Genomic DNA, 20391 nt, shown 5'->3' with positions numbered 1-20391 from the left:
CAAAAAGCTATGCAATTAACACAAGAAGAAATTAAGGAATTAGAAAAACAATTAAGCTGCCCTGATGGTAAATTAGGCGTTGAAGTTGGAAAGAACATGAACGAGACTAATATTAACATGACTTTAAGTACTATTGATTCTTTAAAGTTAGAAAACAATAACTCAGTTTTAGAGCTTGGTCATGGTAATTGCGGACATTTACAAAAGTTATTAGTCACAGCTAACAATATAGATTACTTTGGGTTAGAAATTTCTAAAACAATGCACGAGGAAGCTAAAGCTATTAATACAACTACACAGGCTGAGTTTCTTCTTTACGACGGAGAAACAATTCCGTTTAAAAACAATTCTTTTAATCGTGTTATGAGTGTAAATACAATTTACTTTTGGTCTAACCCTCAAAAACTGATAACTGAAATTGAACGCGTTTTAAAACCTAATGGTGTATGCGTTTTAACTTATGCCGATAAAGAGTTTATGAAAAACTTATCTTTTGTGGGGGATAAGTTTCAGCTTTTTGGCACAAAAGAAATGGAAACACTTGTTAGTGCTTCTCACTTAAAAATTGACGAGCTTATCCATAAAACTGAACAAGTTACAAGTAAAACAGGTGATTCTGTAGAACGAACCTATACCCTAGCCAAATTAAAAAAAGAGTAATATGTTTTCTTTAACGGTAAATTAAATGAAAGATCCATTAATCACATCAATTTCAAAATACATCAAATTAACTTCAGAAGAAGAGAGCATCATTAAAAGCTTTTGGACTGAGAAAACTCTTGAAAAAGGAGACTATCTTCTAAGAAACGGTGATGTATGTAGAACCGATAATTTTGTAATTAATGGAACCCTTAAAGCCTTTTATATAAACGCTGCTACAGGAACAGAAGAAGTTTTATATTTTGCCATAGAAAACTGGTGGGCTACAGATATTGATAGCTTTCAAAAACAACAACCTTCTATTTACAATATTCAAGCAATAGAAAAAACCAACTTGTTACAAATACGTTATGATTCTTTTCAGGAAATGCTAAAGCAAGTACCTAAACTTGAACGCTTTTTTAGAATTATACTCGAAAACTATCTTGGTAGCTTGCAAAGAAGAATTATTCACAACAATGTGTATGATGCAGAACAACGGTATCTTGATTTTATAAAAGATTACCCAAAAATATCAGGTAAAGTTCCTCAATACCTAATAGCCTCATACTTGGGTGTAACTGCTGAGTTTTTAAGCAGAATTCGTAAAAAACATAAGTCATCTTAAACTAGATCAATTTTTTTTATTTCTTCTACAACGACCTTTGCCATATCATGTAAACTATATTAAGATATGAACAAGGTACTTATCATCAATGCAAGTGTAAGAAATGAAAAATCGCATAGTAGGCAATTAACCCAACTCTTTGTAAAGAATTGGCAAAAGAAGCATCCTAACGATACATTTTCATACCGAGATGTTGGATTAAAAGAAATACCTCCCATCAATGAAAAATGGATTGCTAGTGCCTTTATTAAACCTGAAGACAGAACAGCAGAAAATCAATCAGGTGTTAACTTAAGCGATAAGCTAATTAAAGAATTTAAAGAACACGATGTGTATGTTATTGGAACACCTATGTACAATTGGTCTATACCCAGCGGATTAAAAGCTTACATCGATCAGCTTATGAGAATTAATGAAACATGGAAATTCCGTTCAGGAACACCCGATGGTGATTATGTAGGGTTACTGAAAAACAAAAAAATGTTTATTCTATCTAGCCGAGGGGATACAGGTTATGGTAAAAATGAAAAAAACGAGCATATGAACTTCCAAACGACCTATTTGAAGTTTGTTTTTGAAGTTATGGGTATTCAAGACATTACCATAATTTCTTTAGATAATGAGGAGTTCGGAGGTGCTATTTTTGAAAGTTCTAAAAAGAAGATTTATCAAGAAATTGGAGAGGTTTAAAGTACACCCTCTACAAACGAGCGCTGTTAATACTTATGTTAACAGCGTTTTTTAATGCCTCTTTATATAACACAGCACCTAACAAACATTTTTCTACACACGCACCTATTTTTTATCTTTTTTGTTGTTTGGTGTTGCTCCCCTTAGCCAGTGAATAACACTCCCCTTAGGCAAGCAGTGTTGACCCGATTAGGCTTGGGGTGTCGACCCGATAAAAAAGTGTAACTTTTTTATCTTACTTTTTTTATATTTGGGAGGATAAAATTACTGAAAGTTCCGCTTATCCTTCCCTTAAGGGGATATAACAGTAATTTTATTACGTATATAAACAAGTTGCAACAAGCTAAAAAAACTGAACAATTAAATGTATATTTTAGGAATTAGAGCAGATAAAATACAAGCAGCTGACATAAAACGTCTAGTAGAAAACCAAATTCAGGAAAGTTCAAGTTTGGATTACAAAAAGGAATTAGCGATTTCAAAAGACAAAGACAAAAAAGAATTCTTGTTTGATGTAACTGCTATGTATAATACTGATGGAGGATGTTTGGTTTTTGGAATAGAAGAAGAGAAAGATAAAAACAACCAAAATACAGGAAAACCTAAAGAGATTACAGGAATTGAAATTCAGAATTCGGACAAACTAATTCAACAAATTGAAGACATAATAAAGAACTGTACTGAGCCAAGTATAAATCAGTTAATAATTAACGAATTAAAAGTTGATGGGGAAACTGTATTGATTTTAGGAATTCCAAAAGGTTTGGGATTACCATCAATGGTAACTTATAATCAAACAAATAAGTTTTACAAACGCAGAAACAGTGGAAAGTTCGCAGTTGACGTATATGAACTTAATAATATGTTTATGCAAAATCAAGTATTAAAGGAAAAGGCAAACGATTTCAGAAAAGACAGAATTAAGGCTGTTTTAAACCAGGAAAACATACCAAATTTAGAAATTGAGAATTCATTTTTTGTTCACATAATACCTTTTGGTTTTTTGGACAATCAAATTGTTGATTTTTCTAAAGCAGAAAAGGATAGAGTACTTGATATGCGACCTCTTTATTCAAATGGTTGGGATAAAATGTATAATATAGATGGCTATGCCACATTTGCTACATCTTTTGATAGACAAAAAGTAACTTCTTACAATCAAATTTTTAGAAATGGTGTTTATGAAGTTTATACGTCTGAACTATTTTACGAAAACAGAAACGGAAAAAAAGCATTTGATGGAAGGTCAATGATTGAGGAAACAATTCGAAGTGTGGATGAAGGACTAAAAGTTCTCAACGATTTACAGTTTGAACCACCGTTTTTAATTTCTTTCAGTTTTCATAACGTATTAGGAAAAGTATTAGACAATGATAGAAGTTATTACAATAGAGAGTTCAAACAAAATGAAATAGCTTTTCCACTAATCTTGGTTCCGACTTACGAAACTGATATTTATAGCTCATTAAAACCGAATTTTGACATATTATGGCAATCTTTCGGATTTGCAAAAAGTATAGAAATTAATAAATAAAGTCAGTTGCCAACAATGGCTATAAGTAATTGCTTGTTCTTGCCTATTTCTGAAAATCCTCGCGGATTTTCAGTTTGGTGCATACTTGCAAAGTTAACTGCTAACCCACGCAACTACTCATAGCCGAGACCGTTGGTAATAATTGCCTACGGCACGTAGAAACCGTGTTTTAACAAACACTCCTTTTCTACTAATTATTATCAACGCTCTAGGTTAATTGCACCTCTAACAATTATATTGTGTACCTTTAGACTTCTTCGTGAACTACACACGAAACTATAAACAACAAAATGTATAACGAATGAGGCACAATTATGGCTCCTCATGAGGCTGTACCTCACACCCCATACACCTAGAGCGTTGCCAACCATTTCGATTAAACTCACTAATATCAAATTAAAATTAAATCGATAAAGGGCAAAAAAGACAATCCAATACCTATTAAATTATTAGACATATGAAAAAATAGTGGATACTGAAATCCAAAGGACACTCTAATATACCCATAAATTAAACCACTCATCAATTGTGGTAAAGTAAGAATCGGAAGTAAAAGAATATTCGTCAAGTTTAATTCATACTTCGATATATGTATCCAAGCAAAAAACACACAAGTAATATAATAAATACTTCGAAAGTGTATATTCCAAAATTTAATCAATTTCTTATTTACTGATTTAATATTGATTATTAAATAAAGAACTATTCCTAAAAAAAATGAGATAACTACCCTTATTAAAAAACTTTCATCTATAGCGCTAATTTTTGTATGAAAAATAAATTTAGTCAATATATAATAGCAGAATACACTTGACGATAAAGTCAAATAAATGGGTTTAAATTTTAATGAAAGTCTGAACGCAACTTCTTCAACAAATGGTAGAATCACTCCACCCACTAATAAAAAAACAAGTGGAGTAAAACGCTCAGACATATTTCCTTTTTGTATGTTTTCTGGGTCATATACAATTGCAAAAAATAAAACAACCGGAATTAAGAATATTAACTTTAAAAAGTACAATCCAATAGTTTCATAAATTTTAGACTTCACTGATTTATCGAGATTTTTATCAATTCTAGGATTTTTAATAAAACTTACAATTTCTTTGAATATCGAGAAGTAATATTTCGGTTTAATCAAAGGGTATTTCATACTTATCTGTTTTATTGAAAGACGACTTATAATGCTATTTGTTACTATCTGACTTAAATAGTTTTGAAAATGAAAAACGGTTTACTAACTTAGGATGTATATAAAACATTGCTAGTGTTTGCTTAAACACTATTTTTGTTTCTTTACAAAACAAAAGGATACTTGAAAGGTAGCTTAATTAAACGTAACGGTTTCATATACTTTACCGTTGGTAAACATAAAGAGCATGTCTATCCAAACATTTTATAACAAAGAAATATTGAATATAATATGGATTTAAAAAACCCCTTTACTTTTTTTTCATTACTAATAACAGCAAATATTATTGCGTATGGATTAACTATTGTTACTAGTAAGTTGTGGAATAAGATATATAATTATCAAGAAAATCTACTAAAAAAGGAAATAATAGGGTCAATACTTATTTTGTGTATAAATATTATAATAGCTATACCTGGTTATATTTTATGGATTAAAGGTGTAATTCTATTTTCTGAATCTAATATCTGGCTCTCTTTTGTTGGTATATTCTTATTAATGGATTTTTTAATGTATGTTTTACATTATTTATCCCATCGCATAGGCTTATTAAAAAAAATTCACGCAAAACATCACGAACATTCGAATAAGTTTAATTGTGTCAGCTTATATTATATGTCTCCTTGGGAATCTATATTTTTTGGATTGTTACTAACAATAGTAACCATTTTGTTTCAGTTTAATATTTATGGTTTTATTCTGTTTTTATTTTTCAATTGGTTGTATGGCTTAATCACACATTTAAATGGAAACACCTACAAACCTTTCTTATTTATTTTCACAACAAATACATTTCATAAAGCTCATCATAAGCTTAATAGTAGAAATTTTGGATTTTATACATTTTTTTGGGATAAATTGTTTAGAACAGAAGCGAAAGTTGAAATACGTTTGCTAACAAAATATAAAAAATAATAAAGGTTTAGTAGTTGGTACATTATAACAAAGCCCACCAAATCTAAAATTTAACGGTTAATAATAAAACAATAGACACTGTTATTTATGAATAAAAGACAAACTTAAGAAGTGTATAATTAATTGCTTACTCTCACCTAATTGCTTTACTATTTACTAAAAAAACTTATAGGGTAAATTGAAATAATAGTAAGGCTATGCGCCGCTTTAAAGACACATAGCCCATGTTATTTATTCTATGCTAAAAGTATTTTATACTACTAAAACTTAAATAGAAAGCGTCTTTTCGTTTATTTTCTGAGCCACAAAAGGCTTAGCAAAAACAGCATTTAAGCTAGCAATAATTTCAGTATGACTACCATTTGCCAACGGAACTGTTATGGTAGATCCTTTAAACGCTACTAAACTTTGTCCTGCCTCAGCAGACTGCTTAAAAGGTGTTTGCATAACTGAACCATTCATAGTTCCGTAAGGACCATAAGAAGCTCCACTTTTACCTGTTAAAGTTATTTGCAATACACATTGCCAACCATACCATACACCAGTGTAACCAGAAACAGCTACGATTGGGTCGTTTAGAGGAATATCTATCGTCTTAGCTACTCCACTATTTCCACCATGTTGTGGTAATGTATAAACACCAGTATTTCTATTCTGAGTACCTGTATTATAAGGTCCAGTTCCAGTATTTACAGTCTGAATAGCATCTAGTACATTACCCGAACGAATCGTTATTTGCGTTATATTTGGATTCCCCGCAGCTCCAACTATCGCAGTATCATCAAATGTATTACTTGTTATTGGATTAGCTAATTGACTAAGAATCATAAATTGGGCTTGCTCAAACTGGAAGTTCCCAGAGTTGAAACGCCACATAAAAATATCCTGATAATCATAAGAAGCCCCCTTACTAGTAAACCCATCAGAAACCTGGCTCCAAACTTGTTGAGCGCTAGAGTTAGGTGCTGCATTTCCTGGTTCAAATTGCGCTCCATAGCCAATTTTTTCAGGTGATATTCCAGCACCTATAAAGTCAGATAACGGTGTACCGTCGTAGAACTGCGGTGATACAAAATCGAAGGCGCTATTTACAGTTGGATAATCAATCGAATTTGTTGGCCATGCTGGAGTAAACGACAAGTAATATTTTACTTGCTGCTTATCAAATACAGAGCGAATCGTAGAAAATAAAACTTTAAATTGAGATTGGGTCATGCGTATAGATACATCACCTTCCCAGTCAACATCCAATCCGTTCATTCCATTATCTTTCAGATAAGTAACTAGGTTATTTGCAAAATTAGTAGCCTCTTCTTGTTCGTTTCCACCTGATGAAAAAATAGATGCTAGCGTGTTGTCTCCCGAATAAACCATGGTTGCTAAAAACTTAATATTCGGGTTTACTTGGCGAGCATCTTTCAATACAGAGTTCAAATAATCTTGATTCGTAAGTCCATCCGGGTGCGATGAATCACCAATTTTAATGGTAGAGCCTTTGGTAGCTGGAACTACCTCAAAAAAAGCTATTCCAAGAGATGCTGCGCTGTTATATACGTTGTATTTAATAAGTGATTGAAAGCAACTATCAGGACTATTATAGTTGGTCTTTGGTGGTTCATCTTCATTTAAAAAGATCCAAGCATTAATGCCGTAGGGGAATTGAGAATTTTTCATAATATATTGTATTTAATATTTACTAAGTTATTTTCGACAGCAGATTAAAAACCTAATTAAATACATTATGTATCTAACAAACCTAGGCATCACCTTAGTACGAATACTGTTTTTTTAAGTCCCCCACTACACTTATTATTTTGATTTTATACCATTTGCTATTATAAAGTTGAGAAATTAATAAACATGGTTTCTAAAAAAGGTAGTAAACGATTGATAATCAATCACGAACATATGTTTTATGTGTATAAAAGAAAAACACATAACTAACTGATGTACAATACCTTTAAAAGCATACGGCATACTATGCTAACAAACATTTTTCTACACACGCACCTATTCGTATCCCTTTACTTGTTTGAAGTTGCTCTTCTTAGATATAAAATGTTGTACCTATAAAAGTCGCATCCTTTCTTGTGTTTATTTTTTTATATTTGGGAGAGTGAAATTGCTATGGTTTCTGTTTATTTTACTATTTGAGGAATTTATTAGTGATTTTATAATATATCTAAAATAGATAGCTGCTAGCTAAAATAAATTATAATGAAAGTATGATTAAAAACCTTCTAAAATTTGTCTATTTTATAATTATACTTTCTATTTTTTTATTAGTTATTTTTAAAATAAGTATAGTTAAAGAATATTTTGAAGCTTTTTCTAAATGGCTATTTCCTGAAAACCCTAATAGAAATGGGGAATTATTTAAAATTGTTTTGAGTATTTTAGGGGCTTTAGGTATATTATTTGGTCTCTATATTTCATTACGAAGAGCAAAAGCTATTGAGGAAGGTGTTAAAAAACAAGGTCTAGCCATAAACCTTCAAAGTAATCAAATAGAACTTTCAAGAAAATCACAAACAGATGAGCGTTTTAAAAATGCAGTTGAACATCTTGGCAGTGATAGCGAACCTATTATTTTAGGAGGAATAGCAGAGTTAAATCAAATTGTAAAAGAATATCCAGCAGAATATTCGGAAATAGTTTTTAATATCTTAAACAGCTATATAAGATCAAATGCTAAAAAAAATAAAAACACTACAGTTTTACAAACTATAATAAATAGTTTGTTTAAAAACTCAAAAAAAAATCCTTATAAGAACTATAAAGGTAATTTAAGAGGAGCTGATTTAATTGGTGTAGAGTTTGATAATTTAATACTAGACAATTCTGATTTATCCAGATGCAAATTATCTAACTTAAAAAACTCTAGCTTTAAAAACGTAGACTTACAATATTCCTTGTTCTTTTTTGGAGAAGTGGAAAATATAGATTTTTGTAATACAAAAATGCATAAAACATATTTTTATGGAGGTAGACTTAAAAACCTACAATTAAATATAGATTCTGAATTTGGAACTCTAGGTTTTTTTAATATTAACTTTAATGATGTGAGTTTCGACAGTTGCAATATTCATGATTGGTCATTTATTGCTTGCAACTTCAACAAATGTACTTTCTACAGCACCCATATTCTTCATTCAAAGTTCTCATTATCAAATTTTAACGAAGTGGTATTTAAAAACTTAAACTCTTTCAGTAATAATGACTTTAGAGCGGCTTTTTTCAATTCTACAACAATGGAGAGCGTGATAATAATACATTCAGATTTTAGAGGCCTAAGAAACGAAAGTGAATTCAATATACACTTCAGAAATGAAATCAATGAATTATTAAAATATGAGACAGATTACAAAGGTATTGATTTAAAAAATGTAGAATTTTTTAAATGTCAAACAGGTAAAATTAGTCAAGAAGATATTGATGAAATTTTAGTGATTTTAGATAAATATGAAAATATTGTTTTTGATAAAAAACAATCCAATAAGTAATAAATATAATTGGAGTTTACATAACACTCCTAAGAATATTAGACTAGTCTTATGTAAAATTAAATATCTTTTTAATCTAAAAAAACAAGGTCAAATTGTCTAAACTAAATCAACAGTATTAACAACCCAACTACTCCTAAGAACAAACACAGTGGAGAAAAATACTTGGTATCGTTTATGGCAAACTCTGTCGCTTTAACTTTCTTAAAAAAGCCTACATACTTAAAATCTCCTATCGCTCTAATGAGAAAAATACTGGCTACAACATAAAGTCCATACTCTTTTAGCCATGTGGGCATTGAACTTAACGTAAAGAACTGTATTTTTTCTGCATATATAACAGCAAAACCGCTGATAACCATAGCCACTACAAACGTTAGTGCTTTAGGTGGATTCATCGCTTTTTCATTTGCTGTTTTAGTAGGTATTACAGCATCTACCCATAAAGTTCCACCAAAAGCCCAATAAACATGAATTAACGAAATAGAAAAGAGTATTAAAACACAAATCACTCCTAAAAAATGTATCATAAATTGTAGTTTTTACCGTAAGTTTGTCTAACAAATTTAAGCATTCAACATGACAACTTTATTCATAAACATCAAAGAATTAATCCAAATTAGAGAAACAAGTACTAAAAAAGTATCAGGAGCTGCGATGAACATTTTACCTACCATTAAAAATGCTTTTTTAATGGTTGAAAACGGTATTATTACTGACTATGGAAGCATGAAAAAAGCCCCTACTTCTGCTGATAAAACGGTGGATTGTACTGGTAAAATGATGTTGCCTACTTGGTGTGATTCGCATACACATATTGTATATGCAGGCAATCGTGAACAAGAGTTTGTGGATAGAATTAACGGATTGAGTTATGAAGAAATTGCCAATCGTGGTGGTGGTATCGTAAACTCTGCAAAGAAGTTACAAGGAACGTCGGAAGAAGAGTTGTACCAACAATCGGCAAAACGATTAGAAGAAGTTATTGCATTAGGTACTGGAGCAGTTGAAATAAAATCAGGATACGGTTTAACTGTAAACGCTGAGTTAAAAATGCTACGTGTTATAAAAAAGCTACGTGAAAACTACAACATCCCTGTAAAAGCCACTTTTTTAGGAGCACATGCCTTCCCAACCGAATATAAAAACAACAAAGAAGGATACATCAATGTAATTATTGAGGAAATGTTACCTAAAGTTGCTGAAGAAAACTTGGCGGATTTTGTAGATGCTTTCTGTGAAACTGGATATTTCTCGGTGGAAGATACTGACAGAATTTTAACCGCTGCACAACAATACGGATTAACACCCAAAGTACACGTAAATCAGTTTACAACTATTGGTGGTGTACAAGTGAGTATAAAACACAATGCATTGTCAGTAGATCATTTAGAGGTAATGAATGCAGAAGACATTGAAGCATTGAAAGATACACAAACCATGCCTGTAGCCTTACCATCGTGCTCGTACTTTTTAAGTATTCCGTACACACCTGCTCGTGATATTATAAATGCAGGATTGCCATTAGCCTTAGCTACCGATTACAATCCAGGATCTACTCCATCAGGAAACATGAACTTTGTAGTAGCAACGGCTTGTATTAAAATGAAAATGACACCGGAAGAAGCCATTAATGCAGCTACAATTAACGGAGCGTATGCAATGAATTTATCTGATGAGGTTGGAAGTATTACTAAAGGGAAAAAAGCAAATTTAATCCTAACGAAAGAAATTCCTTCGTATGGATTTTTACCGTATTCCTTCGGAAGTAACTTAATCGATTCAGTATTTATCAACGGAAAAGAGGTGTAAATTACAAGCTATCATTCCGAGTGATAACGAGGAATCTCTTTAAGGTGAGTAATAAATTTAACTCTACTCAACATTAAGATTTCTCCTTTCGTTACACTTCAGTTCGAAATGACATTTTAACAAAGCTTGTCATTCCTGCGTAGGTAGGAATCTCTTAGAGGATATTAAGATGTATAAAACCAATCATCAATATTATATTTATATCATTACAAACAAAAAAGAAGGTGTTTTATATATTGGTGTTATTAACAACCTTGAAAGAAGAATCTTTGAACATAAAAACAAACTTGTAAAAGGTTTTTCTTCTAAATACAACCTGGATAAATTAATTTACTTTGAAGAGTACCAATTTATTGAGGAAGCTATAAAAAGAGAGAAAAACATGAAAAAATGGAAAAGAGCTTGGAAAACAAATTTAGTTATTAAAGAGAACCCTAATTGGGAGGATTTAGCTAAAAACTGGTATAACTAACAAAAAGATTCCTGCCTACGCAGGAATGACAATACAACAATATGCTAACAATATTCAACGAAAAAGACATACAAGAGTTTGTAACCCCACGTGAAGGTGAAACAAAATTAGGTGAGTGCGTTGCAGTTATCAACTCTAAAAAAGAGCTACAAGAAGAACTTAAAAACTCAACTGCTTCTTTTGTTATTTTAGGAGTTCCCGAAGATATTGGTGTTCGTATGAATGGAGGAAATGGTGGTGCACATACTGCTTTTGTTCCTGCTTTAAAAGCATTTTTAAATACACAGCAGAATCAGTTTATTGACGGAAATAACATCATAGTTTTAGGATATTTAGATTGTTTAGACGATGTATATAGCTTTGACGTTAACGACAGAGAGAAAGGTGATTTATTAGTAAAAGCAATTGATAAAGAACTTTCTAACCTTATCAAAGTCATTGTTAAAAGTGGTAAAACACCAATTATTATTGGTGGAGGTCATAACAACGCTTACGGAAACATTAAAGGACTTTCTGAAGGTAAGGAACAACCTGTAAATGTGATTAATTTAGATGCGCATACCGATTTACGTCGTTTGGAGGAACGTCATAGTGGTAACGGATTCTCGTATGCGTTGCAAGAAGGTTTTATTAAGAATTACTTTATGTTTGGATTGCATGAAAACTACACGCCTCAGTATGTTTTTGAAATGATTCATGATAGTTTAAACTTAGAGTACAACACCTTTGAAGAGTTAGAAGTATATCAATCTACTTCTTTTGATGGAGAATTACAACGCGCTAAAAATTTTATAAAAAACACTCCTTTCGGAATTGAAATTGACTTGGATTGTATACAACACTTTCCTAGTAGTGCCATGACACCTAGCGGATTTACACCACAGCAAGCACGTAGATTCACACATTATTTTGGAAAGCTACAAAATGCTTCTTATTTACACATTTGTGAGGGTGCTCCAGCAGTAGTTAAAGATGACATTGCTAACGGACAAGTAGGAAAATATATCAGCTATTTAATTTCTGATTTTATTAAGGTTAAGAGTAATTAATTATAAGTTATTTCGAACCGAGTGAAATGAAGTGTGAGAAATCTTAAGAATGTTTGTAATTAACTTTAATGAGATTTAGCTCCGCTAAACCTTACGGTTTCTCCTTCGGTTCGAAATGACGATTCCTTTAATCTATTTACTCTATCCACAAGTTTCCTTCTGAATACGTTTTAGCTTTACCACTAATTAATATTCTATCCTTTTTATTTTGACACTTTAATATTCCTACTCTTTCAGAAACCTGTATTGCATCAAGATTATCTTTATCCAATCGAGAACTCCAAAATGGTACCAATGAACAATGAGAAGAACCAGTAACAGGGTCTTCTAAAATAGAAGATTGTGGTGTAAAATATCTTGACACAAAATCGGAATTATCTCCTACAGCTGTAACTACTACCCCTCCTGGATCTAAATTTATTTGATCAAAGGTCTGCCTATCTACTTTTATATTCTTTATTTCCTCTTCAGAATCATATACTAATACATAATCTCTAGATTTTAAAACCTCTTTAGGCGCTATATTTAAAGACTTCTGAATAATTTCAGGTAACTCAGAAGCAACAGGCATTCGAGAGGGTAAATCCATAGAATAAAATTTTTTTTCAATCTTAATAGTTAAATCACCACTCAGCGTTTCAAATACTATTTCGTTATGAGGATAGTTTAAAATTGAGTGTAAGCAGTGAGCAGTAGCAAGTGTTGCATGTCCGCATAAATCCATTTCAATTTCTGGAGTAAACCACCTTAAATGTATCTTCTCTCCTTTATCAACAAAAAATGCTGTTTCTGCCACAGCATTTTCTTTTGCTATTTTTAAAAGAACTTCATCAGGAAGCCAATCTTGTAACGGAACAACACAGGCAGGATTTCCTCCAAATACTTTATCTGTAAAAGCGTCTATTTGATATAATGGTAATTTCATCTTTTTCTTTGTTTAATTATGTAAATATATTGCTTTCAGTTTTGTTGCATAAACAAGATAACAATAAGAAATTTACTAATGTCATTACTGTAAATGTCAACAAATTAGTTAACCTTTACAATTTCGACCAAAGGGAGAAATCTCATTAAATATGAGTTACTCATATTTAATGAGATTTCTCACACTCTGTTTCACTCGGTTCGCAATGACGGTTAGTAATAAACTACCTCAAGGAATAAAAATATTGGCTATCGACCTACTACTAAAAAACTGCCTTAGCAATTTGTTGAATGTTTGTAGACCTTCCCATTGAATAATAATGTAAAATAGGAACTCCTCTTTTTTGTAACTCTTTGCTCTGAGTAATGCACCACTCTACTCCTACTTGTCGTACTTCTGCATTATTTTTACAATTCACAACTCCTTTTACCAAAGCATCTGGTAAGTCTACCTTAAATCGGTGTGGAATTAAATTCAACTGTTTTTTGGTCGAAATAGGTTTTAAACCCGGAATAATAGGAACTGTAATACCTTCTTCTCTACATTTTTCTACAAACTCAAAATACTTTTGATTGTCAAAAAACATTTGAGTAATCACATAATTCGCTCCGTTTTTGATTTTCTTCTTTAAAAAGTGGATATCAGAATCTAAACTTGGTGCTTCCATGTGTTTCTCAGGATATCCTGCTACACCAATACAAAAGTCAGTTTTTGATGAGTTTTGTAAATCATCATCCAAATACCTTCCTTTATTTAAGTTTTCTATTTGCGTAACCAACTCACTAGCGTATCCGTGCCCCTCTTTTTCTGGTTTAAAATAGGTTTCGCTTTTTACAGCATCACCACGCAATGCAACCACGTTATCAATTCCTAAAAAGTCGAGATCAATTAAAAAGTTCTCGGTGTCTTCTTTGGTGAATCCTCCACATAAAATATGCGGAATGGCATCTACTTGATATTTATTTTGAATCGCCGCACAAATACCTACAGTACCTGGACGTTTTTTTACAACTTGTTTTTTCAATAGTCCATCCCCTAACTCTTTATACACGTATTCTTCACGATGGTAGGTTACGTCTATAAAAGGAGGATTAAACTCCATTAACGGATCAATATTTTTGAATATTGACTCTATTGTATCTCCCTTTAGCGGTGGAAGTATTTCAAACGAAAACAATGATTCTCCGTTAGCTTTTTCTAAATGTTCTATTACCTTCATAAGCGTATCTTATAAAGGCGTATTTAACTATACCAATGAAGCTGCAAATAACGATATTGCTGCCATTACTAGTAACTGTATTGCAAACCGAATCTCTAAATTATACTTTTTCATTTGTCTAATTTTATTGATTTTTTATAGGGCAATATTACTACTGTTTTGTAGTTTTTAGTTTACCTAACTTAAAACTTATTGTTAATTAAATACGCTCTTTTGTTTATTTATTTTAAAGTTATTATTAATTATCTGAAATATTAGAATGCAACCATTTTCTGGCTTTTTCTAAGGCTATATTTTTTCTTTCTGCGTAATCTCTTACTTGGTCGTCTGTTATTTTTCCTAAGCCAAAATATTTAGCTTCTTCATTAGCAAAATAATACCCCGAAACTGCTGCTGCTGGCCACATAGCTAAACTTTCGGTTAAGGTTACTCCTATGTTCTCTTCTACCTGTAAAAGCTCCCAAGTGGTCTCTTTCTCTAAATGATCTGGACATGCAGGATAACCTGGTGCTGGACGAATTCCTTTGTAGTCTTCTTTTATTAATTCATTATTGGTTAAATTTTCTTCGGAAGCATAGCCCCAATGTTTGGTTCTAACTCTGTGGTGTAAATATTCTGCTAAAGCCTCTGCAAAACGGTCGGCAATGGCTTGTGCCATAATTGCATTGTAATCATCGTGATTTTCTTTGTATCGTAATGCCAGTTCATCTGCTCCAAAAATAGCTGTACAAAAAGCTCCCACATAATCCTTTCTCTTTGTTTCTTTAGGAGCAATAAAATCTGCCAATGCAAAACTAGGTTTCCCTTCACGCTTTTTTAACTGCTGACGTAAGGTTCTAAACACAACCACTTCCTTTCCTTTCTTTTGTACAGAAATATCATCATCGTTAATAGAGTTCGCTTCAAACAATCCAAAAATAGCTTTGGGTTTCAAGGCTTGCTTTTCTATAATTTGTTGCAACATTTCTCGTGCATCTTTATATAAACTAGTTGCCTCTACCCCCACTACTTCATCTTCTAAAATATCTGGATATTTCCCGTGTAAATCCCAAGAACGGAAAAACGGACTCCAGTCAAAATACGGTACTAAATCTTTTAAACTTACCTGTTCTAACTTTTGTACACCTAATTCTTTAGGCTTGGTAATATTAGTTGTTTCCCAATCTATTTTGAATTTTCGCTCTCTCGCTTCTGCAATAGGTATGTAATGCTTTTGTTTTCCTCGTTTTAAAAACTTATCACGAAACTCTTCATAATCTTTCTTTAATTTGGCTACATATTCATTGGAGGTTTCTTTGTTTAATAAATCTCCTACTACTGTTACCGCTCTTGACGCATCATTTACATGTACTACTGCATTTTTATACTGCGTATCTATTTTGACTGCAGTATGTGCCTTTGAAGTTGTTGCTCCACCAATTAATAATGGAATCTCCAAGTTTTGACGCTCCATTTCTTTCGCTAAATACACCATTTCATCTAACGAAGGTGTTATCAATCCGCTTAAACCAATGGCATCTACCTTTTCATTTTTAGCAGTTTCAATAATTTTCTCTGGCGGAACCATCACGCCTAAATCTACTATTTCGTAGTTATTACAACCTAAAACAACAGATACTATATTTTTACCGATATCGTGCACATCTCCTTTTACAGTTGCCATGAGTATTTTCCCTATAGCTTGCTGTTCTTCGCTTTTGTCTGCTTCTATATACGGATTTAAATAAGCTACTGCTTTTTTCATTACTCGAGCAGATTTTACTACCTGAGGTAAAAACATTTTTCCTTCTCCAAACAAATCTCCAACCACGTTCATTCCTGTCATTAAATGTCCTTCAATGACGTGTAATGGTTTTGTTACACTTAAACGAGCTTCTTCTGCATCCTCTTCAATAAAAGCATCTATTCCTTTTACTAATGAGTGTGTAATACGTTCTTGTAGCGGTAAACTCCTCCACTCTAAAACTTGCTCACTAGTTTCTTTTTTATTTCCTTTTACCGTTTCAGCAAAATCTAATAATCGTTCGGTGGCATCATCTCTTCTATCAAGAATAACATCTTCAATATGCTCTAATAAATCTTTTGGAATATCATCATAGACTTCTAACATCGTCGGATTTACAATTCCGATGTTCATTCCCGCTTTAATAGCGTAATAAAGGAATACGGAATGCATTGCTTCTCGTACCACATTATTTCCTCTAAATGAAAAGGAAACATTGCTCACCCCTCCACTAACACTAACATGAGGTAAATTTTTACGAACCCAACGGGTTGCTTCTATAAAGTCGATTGCATTTTTTCGATGCTCATCCATTCCTGTTGCTACAGGAAATATATTTAAATCGAAAATAATGTCTTCAGGAGCAAAGTTTACTTTATCTACCAATACCCTGTAAGAACGTTCTGCGATTTCTTTTCTTCGTTCATAGGTATCTGCTTGTCCTGTCTCATCAAAAGCCATGACAATTACTGCGGCTCCATATCGTTTAATCTGCGTAGCTTCCCAAATAAATTTTTCTTCCCCTTCTTTTAAGGAAATCGAATTAACCACTGACTTCCCTTGTACTACTTGTAAACCTGCTTCTATAATCTCCCATTTTGAGCTATCAATCATAATAGGCACACGACAAATATCAGGTTCAGCTGCTATCAAATTTAAAAAGCGCACCATGGCTTCTTTTCCTTCAATTAAACCATCATCGAAATTAATATCAATAATTTGCGCACCTCCATCTACTTGATGACGAGCTATAGCTAAGGCTTCATCAAATTTTTCTTCTTTTATCAATCGAAGAAATTTACGAGACCCCGCAACATTTGTTCGCTCACCTACATTGATAAAATTACTTTCGGGCGTAATAATTAACGGTTCTAAACCAGATAATCGCATATATCTTCTCTCTTCACTCATCTTCTAATTATTTGACTGTGATACTGCTACAAATTCAGCATGACGTGGTTTGTACTTAGCTGCTACCTCTGCAATTGCTGAAATATGTTTAGGCGTGGTACCACAACATCCTCCTATGATATTTATTAAATTTTTCTTTAAGTATTCTTCTATCTGCTCCGCAGTTTCTTCTGGGGTTTCGTCATATTCTCCAAAAGCATTGGGCAATCCTGCATTGGGATGTGCCGAAATAGCAAATTCTGTTTTAGAGGCAATTGCTTCTAAATGTGGTTGCAATAAATTGGCTCCTAACGCGCAATTAAATCCAACAGACAGTAAAGGAATATGTGAAATAGAAATCAAAAAAGCTTCTGCTGTTTGCCCAGATAAAGTTCTTCCTGAAGCATCGGTAATGGTTCCTGAAACCATGATAGGAACTTCAATATTTCGTTCAGCTTTTACCTCTTCAATAGCAAATAATGCCGCTTTGGCATTCAACGTATCAAAGACAGTTTCTACTAACAAGATATCCGAACCTCCATCTAACAAAGCTTCTACTTGTTGCTTGTAAGCTATTCGTAACTCGTCAAACGTTACGGCTCTGTATCCTGGATCATTTACATCAGGCGACATGCTTGCGGTACGGTTTGTTGGACCGATAGACCCTGCTACAAAACGAGGTTTATGAGGTTCTTTCGCTGTAAATTCGTCAGCTGCTTCTTTAGCTATTCTCGCTGATTCATAATTTAGCTCATACACCAAATTTTCCATTTGGTAATCGGCCATAGCAATGGTAGTACCCGAAAAAGTATTGGTTTCTACAATATCTGCCCCAGCGGCAAAGTATTTTCTATGGACTTCTTTTACCGCCTCAGGTTGAGTTATGGATAATAAATCATTGTTTCCTTGTAACGGAGTTGGGTAATCTTTAAAGCGCTCTCCACGAAAATCTTCTTCAGTAAACTTATATTCCTGAAGCATGGTTCCCATAGCACCATCGAGTACGAGAATTCGTTTTTGTATTTCTTGATAAATGTTTGACATTCCTGATATTTAGTGTAATGTTATCAGGAAAAGAGGAAGTAAAATTCTTTTCGTTATCTCCCTGCCGAAGCAGTAGAATGTAGCACCTTCTTTGTTTGCACAAAGGGTTGCTAAGGTTTCAAAGGGTCTATTCCCTCCACCTTTCTTGATAACATCAATACGTTAATGAACGGGGCAAAGTTATAGTATTATTTTTTAGTTACCAAAACTAAAAATAAATAAAAGAAGAAAGACCGCTTTTGCAGCTAGGTAACAACATAATTTTGTTTTATCTTGGATGCTTGAAACAAGAAGAATAAAATTGCTAAAAATTTCACTTATCATGTTTAAATACACGGATAAAAGAAGTTATAGTTCTTTTATAACGAGTTGCAAGTAATAGAAAATCGAAACCCTGAATTCAAGAACTTAACGCACCAAATTATTACAAGAAATAACTTGACTAAAATTTTTATTTAACTTAAACCAATAGTAAAATTCTGAATTAAAAGTATGGGAACTTCAACAAATAAATGGATTAAAATAATTACTTTATTATTAATTATGTTATTATGTATATGGGACGCCAATGATAGATTTAGTAGAAGGGATACTGATTCTGGAATGTTTTTTTCTTTTGCTGCAATTACTTTTGCAATAAGCGCTATATTTTTCTTCTTTCACAAGAGGACGTTTAAGCCAAAAGAGCGGACAAAAGAAGAGGAGATAATAATTTCTGATAAAACAATTTTATCTATGTTTATAACGATAATAATTTTGTGTTTTACTATATTTCAACTATTCACCAGAATAAATGATTTTTTTGATAAAAAAGCAGAAAGAGAACAAGATAGAAAAGACAAAATAGAGAATTATCAAAGGTGGATTAAGGAAATGACATACAATATTGACAATTTATCCAAATTTCATTATCTGAAAACAACGTATTTAAAAGAAAAAAGTTCTTTTCAAAATTTTTTGAAAGTTATTGAAATAGACGATTCAGAAGTTAAACTGGTTAAGTTTCGTGTAGGAGCTTATAATCCAATACCACGTCTTATTCAGGAAAGTTACATTAAAGATAATAAGAAAGACACAATAACATTAACGATAGAGAAACTCAAGAACACCATTTTTAGTAACTCAAAAATAAGAGAAAACACTTATACTTATCAAGATAGCCTTAGAAAAGAAGGTCTTTTCTATCTTATAGAAGATATGTACTATATAAACGGTCCTTCTTTGTCTAGACAATACGAAATGGCAACTAGTAAATATGGAGAAGGAGATACTATTTTTTTTAATTTTGAAAATTTAAATAAAAAAGCTCATTTAACAAAAATTGTTAATATTGCAGGAGACTTTGAATGGCATAGTGTATTACCAATACCTATAAAGGGTTTTAAACTTAATTCTAATAGAAACGTGGAATTTGAATTAAAAGCAACTAATGTAGATTTTAAAAAAGATTATAAATTTAAATTATACTTTGAGGATTCTCTTAAAAACAAACATATTTTTTTAGTAACCAAAAGATTTCAAGATCAACCATATTTTTATGAAAGTAAGAGAGTCTTTGATTAATAATTTTTATGGTTTTGAAAGATATTTAAAATTTGATAAAAAAGCTACCACTTGCAACAATGTATAAAAAATATAGGGCGTTTTTTGGTAAACCGAAGAGTTTGTGAATATTTACAAAGTCCGCTAAATATAAAATTTGGCATTTATAGAAGAAAATATAAAAGCAAAATATTTATATTTAGCTAAGTCATAAATCGAAACGATAGTGCTTATCAAATGCCCTACATTTCTTATACTCAACGTTGGTAATAATTGCCTGCGGCACGTAGAAACCGTGTTTTAACAAACACTCCTTTTCTACTAATTATTACCA

The 20391-nt window shown here is 32.1% G+C and carries 17 protein-coding genes and 1 riboswitch; of the genes, 11 read left to right on the top strand and 6 right to left on the bottom strand.

What is annotated here, in order from left to right; all coding sequences use genetic code 11:
- Positions 1-9 precede the first annotated feature (9 nt).
- From ACQYZ7_RS14800 to ACQYZ7_RS14775, 6 genes are all read left to right on the top strand, one after another.
- The gene (locus ACQYZ7_RS14800; RefSeq protein WP_430730494.1) at positions 10-660 is read left to right on the top strand and encodes a class I SAM-dependent methyltransferase; all 651 of its coding nucleotides are present in this window, start codon (positions 10-12) and stop codon (positions 658-660) included.
- A 25-nt stretch (positions 661-685) separates the two neighbouring features.
- Positions 686-1267 (top strand): Crp/Fnr family transcriptional regulator, encoded by a 582-nt coding sequence (locus ACQYZ7_RS14795; protein ID WP_430730493.1) that lies wholly within the window; start codon positions 686-688, stop codon positions 1265-1267.
- Positions 1268-1333: 66 nt separating this feature from the next.
- A complete protein-coding gene (locus ACQYZ7_RS14790; protein WP_430730492.1) occupies positions 1334-1957 on the top strand; it encodes an FMN-dependent NADH-azoreductase in 624 nt (207 codons plus the stop codon).
- Positions 1958-2321: 364 nt separating this feature from the next.
- A complete protein-coding gene (locus ACQYZ7_RS14785) occupies positions 2322-3491 on the top strand; it encodes an AlbA family DNA-binding domain-containing protein (RefSeq protein ID WP_430730491.1) in 1170 nt (389 codons plus the stop codon).
- 830 nt (positions 3492-4321) lie between these two features.
- Positions 4322-4528 carry a hypothetical protein gene (locus ACQYZ7_RS14780; RefSeq protein WP_430730490.1) on the top strand — a complete coding sequence of 69 codons (207 nt, stop codon included), beginning with the start codon at positions 4322-4324 and terminating at the stop codon, positions 4526-4528.
- Positions 4529-4914: 386 nt separating this feature from the next.
- Positions 4915-5598: a sterol desaturase family protein gene (locus ACQYZ7_RS14775; RefSeq protein WP_430730489.1), complete on the top strand. Its 684-nt coding sequence runs from the start codon at positions 4915-4917 to the stop codon at positions 5596-5598.
- A gap of 267 nt (positions 5599-5865) precedes the next feature.
- On the opposite strand, the gene ACQYZ7_RS14770 is transcribed toward ACQYZ7_RS14775, so the two are convergent.
- Positions 5866-7272: a glycosyl hydrolase family 18 protein gene (locus ACQYZ7_RS14770; RefSeq protein ID WP_430730488.1), complete on the bottom strand. Its 1407-nt coding sequence runs from the start codon at positions 7270-7272 to the stop codon at positions 5866-5868.
- A 551-nt stretch (positions 7273-7823) separates the two neighbouring features.
- Between ACQYZ7_RS14770 and ACQYZ7_RS14765 the strand changes: the two genes are divergently transcribed.
- Positions 7824-9101 (top strand): pentapeptide repeat-containing protein, encoded by a 1278-nt coding sequence (locus tag ACQYZ7_RS14765; RefSeq protein ID WP_430730487.1) that lies wholly within the window; start codon positions 7824-7826, stop codon positions 9099-9101.
- Positions 9102-9205: 104 nt separating this feature from the next.
- Here ACQYZ7_RS14765 and ACQYZ7_RS14760 read toward each other — a convergent pair whose 3' ends face one another.
- Entirely contained in the window at positions 9206-9631 is a 426-nt protein-coding gene (locus ACQYZ7_RS14760; RefSeq protein WP_430730486.1) for a DUF3995 domain-containing protein, read from the bottom strand.
- Positions 9632-9680: 49 nt separating this feature from the next.
- Between ACQYZ7_RS14760 and hutI the strand changes: the two genes are divergently transcribed.
- From hutI to ACQYZ7_RS14745, 3 genes are all read left to right on the top strand, one after another.
- On the top strand, positions 9681-10913 hold the full coding sequence (hutI, locus tag ACQYZ7_RS14755) for an imidazolonepropionase (RefSeq protein WP_430730485.1): 1233 nt from the start codon (positions 9681-9683) through the stop codon (positions 10911-10913).
- A 169-nt stretch (positions 10914-11082) separates the two neighbouring features.
- The gene (locus ACQYZ7_RS14750; RefSeq protein ID WP_430730484.1) at positions 11083-11385 is read left to right on the top strand and encodes a GIY-YIG nuclease family protein; all 303 of its coding nucleotides are present in this window, start codon (positions 11083-11085) and stop codon (positions 11383-11385) included.
- Positions 11386-11426: 41 nt separating this feature from the next.
- Entirely contained in the window at positions 11427-12434 is a 1008-nt protein-coding gene (locus tag ACQYZ7_RS14745) for a formimidoylglutamase (protein WP_430730483.1), read from the top strand.
- Positions 12435-12570: 136 nt separating this feature from the next.
- Here ACQYZ7_RS14745 and ACQYZ7_RS14740 read toward each other — a convergent pair whose 3' ends face one another.
- From ACQYZ7_RS14740 to ACQYZ7_RS14725, 4 genes are all read right to left on the bottom strand, one after another.
- Entirely contained in the window at positions 12571-13359 is a 789-nt protein-coding gene (locus ACQYZ7_RS14740) for a PhzF family phenazine biosynthesis protein (protein ID WP_430730482.1), read from the bottom strand.
- 262 nt (positions 13360-13621) lie between these two features.
- Positions 13622-14578 carry a methylenetetrahydrofolate reductase [NAD(P)H] gene (gene metF, locus ACQYZ7_RS14735; protein ID WP_430730481.1) on the bottom strand — a complete coding sequence of 319 codons (957 nt, stop codon included), beginning with the start codon at positions 14576-14578 and terminating at the stop codon, positions 13622-13624.
- 238 nt (positions 14579-14816) lie between these two features.
- Entirely contained in the window at positions 14817-17492 is a 2676-nt protein-coding gene (metH, locus tag ACQYZ7_RS14730; RefSeq protein WP_430730480.1) for a methionine synthase, read from the bottom strand.
- A gap of 3 nt (positions 17493-17495) precedes the next feature.
- A complete protein-coding gene (locus ACQYZ7_RS14725) occupies positions 17496-18515 on the bottom strand; it encodes a homocysteine S-methyltransferase family protein (RefSeq protein ID WP_430730479.1) in 1020 nt (339 codons plus the stop codon).
- A 50-nt stretch (positions 18516-18565) separates the two neighbouring features.
- Positions 18566-18670: riboswitch (SAM riboswitch) on the bottom strand.
- Positions 18671-19007: 337 nt separating this feature from the next.
- Between ACQYZ7_RS14725 and ACQYZ7_RS14720 the strand changes: the two genes are divergently transcribed.
- A complete protein-coding gene (locus tag ACQYZ7_RS14720; RefSeq protein WP_430730478.1) occupies positions 19008-20078 on the top strand; it encodes a hypothetical protein in 1071 nt (356 codons plus the stop codon).
- Positions 20079-20391 lie beyond the last annotated feature (313 nt).

Source organism: Tenacibaculum sp. SDUM215027 (assembly GCF_050566205.1).
Lineage (GTDB): Bacteria > Bacteroidota > Bacteroidia > Flavobacteriales > Flavobacteriaceae > Polaribacter.
Note: the sequence above shows the minus strand (reverse complement) of the source record. Positions and strands in the feature narration are given on the sequence as shown.

Coding starts and splice junctions, on each gene's coding strand:
- ACQYZ7_RS14800 (WP_430730494.1), top strand. CDS start 10: ATGCAATTAACACAAGAAGAAATTAAGGAATTAGAAAAACAATTAAGC.
- ACQYZ7_RS14795 (WP_430730493.1), top strand. CDS start 686: ATGAAAGATCCATTAATCACATCAATTTCAAAATACATCAAATTAACT.
- ACQYZ7_RS14790 (WP_430730492.1), top strand. CDS start 1,334: ATGAACAAGGTACTTATCATCAATGCAAGTGTAAGAAATGAAAAATCG.
- ACQYZ7_RS14785 (WP_430730491.1), top strand. CDS start 2,322: ATGTATATTTTAGGAATTAGAGCAGATAAAATACAAGCAGCTGACATA.
- ACQYZ7_RS14780 (WP_430730490.1), top strand. CDS start 4,322: ATGGGTTTAAATTTTAATGAAAGTCTGAACGCAACTTCTTCAACAAAT.
- ACQYZ7_RS14775 (WP_430730489.1), top strand. CDS start 4,915: ATGGATTTAAAAAACCCCTTTACTTTTTTTTCATTACTAATAACAGCA.
- ACQYZ7_RS14770 (WP_430730488.1), bottom strand. CDS start 7,272: ATGAAAAATTCTCAATTCCCCTACGGCATTAATGCTTGGATCTTTTTA.
- ACQYZ7_RS14765 (WP_430730487.1), top strand. CDS start 7,824: ATGATTAAAAACCTTCTAAAATTTGTCTATTTTATAATTATACTTTCT.
- ACQYZ7_RS14760 (WP_430730486.1), bottom strand. CDS start 9,631: ATGATACATTTTTTAGGAGTGATTTGTGTTTTAATACTCTTTTCTATT.
- hutI (WP_430730485.1), top strand. CDS start 9,681: ATGACAACTTTATTCATAAACATCAAAGAATTAATCCAAATTAGAGAA.
- ACQYZ7_RS14750 (WP_430730484.1), top strand. CDS start 11,083: ATGTATAAAACCAATCATCAATATTATATTTATATCATTACAAACAAA.
- ACQYZ7_RS14745 (WP_430730483.1), top strand. CDS start 11,427: ATGCTAACAATATTCAACGAAAAAGACATACAAGAGTTTGTAACCCCA.
- ACQYZ7_RS14740 (WP_430730482.1), bottom strand. CDS start 13,359: ATGAAATTACCATTATATCAAATAGACGCTTTTACAGATAAAGTATTT.
- metF (WP_430730481.1), bottom strand. CDS start 14,578: ATGAAGGTAATAGAACATTTAGAAAAAGCTAACGGAGAATCATTGTTT.
- metH (WP_430730480.1), bottom strand. CDS start 17,492: ATGAGTGAAGAGAGAAGATATATGCGATTATCTGGTTTAGAACCGTTA.
- ACQYZ7_RS14725 (WP_430730479.1), bottom strand. CDS start 18,515: ATGTCAAACATTTATCAAGAAATACAAAAACGAATTCTCGTACTCGAT.
- ACQYZ7_RS14720 (WP_430730478.1), top strand. CDS start 19,008: ATGGGAACTTCAACAAATAAATGGATTAAAATAATTACTTTATTATTA.